Origin of the sequence: Sutterella sp., assembly GCF_052272535.1 — a bacterium.
Taxonomy (GTDB): Bacteria; Pseudomonadota; Gammaproteobacteria; order Burkholderiales; family Burkholderiaceae_F; genus Sutterella.
Map to the genome: position 1 here is coordinate 1 of NZ_DAVZJY010000250.1, position 3,159 is coordinate 3,159.

The 3,159-nt window shown below is 70.4% G+C and carries 3 protein-coding genes; all 3 read right to left on the minus strand.

Annotated features, from left to right (window positions below):
- Positions 1-503, minus strand: a 503-nt coding sequence (locus tag ACT6Y9_RS09845) for a conjugal transfer protein TraG N-terminal domain-containing protein (RefSeq protein ID WP_443744394.1), incomplete at its 3' end; no start/stop codon positions are given.
- A gap of 14 nt (positions 504-517) precedes the next feature.
- Positions 518-2,005: a conjugal transfer protein TraH gene (locus ACT6Y9_RS09850; protein ID WP_443744395.1), complete on the minus strand. Its 1,488-nt coding sequence runs from the start codon at positions 2,003-2,005 to the stop codon at positions 518-520.
- On the minus strand, positions 2,002-3,084 hold the full coding sequence (traF, locus tag ACT6Y9_RS09855) for a conjugal transfer protein TraF (RefSeq protein ID WP_443744396.1): 1,083 nt from the start codon (positions 3,082-3,084) through the stop codon (positions 2,002-2,004). Before traF ends, ACT6Y9_RS09850 begins: the two co-directional genes overlap by 4 nt.
- Positions 3,085-3,159: the final 75 nt, after the last annotated feature.

Genomic DNA, 3,159 nt, shown 5'->3' on the forward strand with positions numbered 1-3,159 from the left:
GGGCTCACGCACCGGTCGATGAAGGGCGTGAGCACTGCGCGCGCCTCCTCGGACACGGGGCCCGCGGCCGCGACGGCCGCCGCCGCCCGCTCGGGGAAGACCGCGCCGAAGCGCGTGAAGCGCACGCCCTCGACGTCCGAGAACGCCGTCTCGTAGAGTTCGGCGAGGTAGTGGCCCACGGCCGACGAGGCGGCCGCCGTGAAGCCCACCCCCAAGGGGACCCCGGAAACGGTCTGCGCGCTCATCGCCCGCACGTCCTGCACCGTGATCGTCACCTTCGGCGCGAAGCAGGTGAGGTAGAGGAGCACGCAGGCGAAGAACCAGCTGATGATCTCAAAGGGCCGGTAGCGCACGGCTGCGGCCGCGGCGGTCAAAAGAAAACCGAAGACCGCCGCAACCAGAAGAAAGGTCGTGTAGCCCGGAGAGCTCATGATGCCTGCAATGGCGCCAAGGAGTTCGGCCACCTGAGCGGCGTTCCAGTAGGCGTAGAAGTCCATCGTCATCAACGCCCCCTCCATCAGTAGCCGTAGCGGCGCGGGAGGCGGGCCGCCGACTCCATCGCCGCGCGCCCGAAGACCGAGCGTTCGATGTGCGCGGCCTGCGCGCTCATCGCCTGCGCGCGGGCCATCGCTTCATAGAGCGCCGTCTCGCGCCCCCGGAGCTCCTCGAGAATCCGCGCGAGGCGGGCTTCGAGCATTTCGGCGTGGCGCAGGTTCGCGGCGTTGGCGCCGCGCGCCGACGAGCCGGTGACCAGGCGCCTGACGTCTTCGGCGAGCCCCCTCAACGCCGTCGTGAGCCCTTCATAGGCCGCGGCTTCGGCGTAGAGCCGCATCAGGGATTCGCCCGCCGCGGGAATGCGGCTCGAAGCCGACGCTTCGATGAGGGAGAGAAGCGGCAGCGAAGAGATGTTCGCCAACAGCACGAGGTCGCGCTCGCTCACCTCGGCGCGGTTTCTCGAGACGAGACTCGTGCGGTAGCGCCTCGCCGCCTCATGGATTTCACGCACGAGGTTGATGGGGGAGGCGTGCTTCTCCTTGGGCGCGAGGCACTTCACCGGCTCGTCGCAGGAGAGGATCTTCGCGTCCGAGGGGTGCGCCTCATCCACCGTCCCGAAGAGGTCCCAGAGGATGTCGCGCGCCGGCACGCTCGACGCCCGTACGGTCGCGTCTTCGCCCGACCCGGTCTTCACGTAGAGCGTGGTCCCGAGAAGCGTCATCATCGTTTCGAGCGTCTCCTGCTCGAGGCTCGCGCCGAGCCTGCCGCCCTTGAGGAGCGCCCAGGTGAGGTTCATTTCGCCCGCTTCGACCACCGCGCCCGAGGCGTCGGTGCGCTCCGGGACCGAGTCGAGGACCTTCGCGCCGTTCGTGCGGGTCATGCGGTCCGCGTCCGAAGCGTCCGACGCCCCGCCCGTGGCGCGCAGATTGTTTGCGGCCCGGTGCTGCGCCTGTCCCATCCAGCCCGCGGCCGAGGCCGCTGAATCCACGATCGTCTGCGCCGCGCGGCAGCTGTCGGAGAACTTTCCCGTGAGCTCCATGATCATGTCGCGGAATTCGGTCACCTGTTCGTTGAGGTCGGGCGAGAGGCCCTGGAGCGCGAGCTGAAAGGCGAGCCCGGGAATCGCCGTGCCGATCGAGCGCAGGAAGCTCACGAACTCCTCGCGCGAGGGGACCGAGAAGGCCCCGAGAAAGAGGTCGATGCCGCCGCACCCGGCCTTGAGGTGCGGCGCGTCGAGCGTAAAGGGCGTGAAGTCCTTCCTCGGCGCCTTGAAGACGAAGGAGCCGCCCGTGGCGAGCGACAAGTCCTGCGACTCGTAGACGCCCGCAGCCGTCTGCGCGTGCTGCCCGCCCGCTTCGTCGTAGAAGTCTTCGAGAAAGCCCGCCTCGGCCGGTGAGCCCGCGAGGCTCCCGAGAGCGAGGGTGAGGGCGAGAAGCCGCGCGGCGGCCCGGCGCTTCAGGAGGGCGGGGCGGGTGCGCGCGAGAGGATCTTTGGGTTGTCTGCGGTTCATGGCTGTCGGTGTGTCGTGAGGGTCGTGAGGGTGGAGGGGGCGGAGGCGTTGAAGGCGCCGGCGGCGGAGCCCCAGGCCGAGCCTTCGGCCATTTCGGCGCCGCGCCGGCTCGGGAGCGGGGCGGCGTTGCCTGGTTCAATCAGGGGCGCGAAGAGCCGCATGAGGCGCTCTGTGAGTTCGGAAACGCTCACGGGTCCCGCCGCGGCGGGAACGGGGCGGCCGGCGAGTTCGGCGAGCGCCGGGTGCCGCGTGCCAGGGCGCGCGACGAGAAAGACCGCGGGGAGCGGCACCCGCCCGGGCTGGAGCGCGAGAAGCTTTTGGGCGATCCCGTTGTCGGGCTTCGCGTCGCCGCCCGGCACCCGAGCGCCGGTGGCGACGACGAGAAGCTCAAAGCCGTGGGTGTGCGCAAAGGTCCGTACGGGGCCGAGTGCGAGGCCGTTCAAGGCGGCGTCGGGCCCCCCGAGGAAGACGAGGCCGGACTCCCGGCCGAGCGTCTTCATGAAGCGCTCGGCGTCGGCTTCGGCGCGGGAGTTGATCTCGACGGCGGCGAAGTTCGCCGACGGGTGCGCGGCCGTCCAGTCGAACTCGGGCCGCGCGATCCGCACTCGGTCGTAGATCTGCGCGAACTGGTGGGACTTCCCCAACACGAAGGTGTTCACCTCGTGGAGGGCCGCGACGTTCTCTTCGGTCGGCCGCATCACCGCGCGGTCAAGACGCGCGGCGTACTCGCGGCGCACGTCCTCCATGCGCGTCAGGGTTGCGAGATCCTTCGGGGCGTCCGGATCCGCCTCTTCCGGGGGCGTCTGCCGAGAGGGGGTCTGAGGCGATTCAGGCTGCGGCGCGCCCGGCTCCGGGCGCGGGTCGCCGTAGTAGAGAAAGGGGCGGTCGGGGTCGCGCCAGACGTCGTCGAGCCACCAGGGCGCGGCCGTCGGGGCGGCGGATGCGGGGGCGGCGGCAAGGAGCGCGGCGCAGAGCATTGTCGGGAGCGCGGCGGGAAGCGCGCGTCTCCATGGCGTCCCCGGACGGCGGAGGGGACGAATGAGGCGGATGAAGCGCAGAAGGCGAAGGTCGTTCTTCACGGCGGATGGGTCTCTCGAAGGAAAGCGTTGAGGGGCGGGTGCGGACGGTCAGGGCTCTTCGAGCCGCCAACCGGG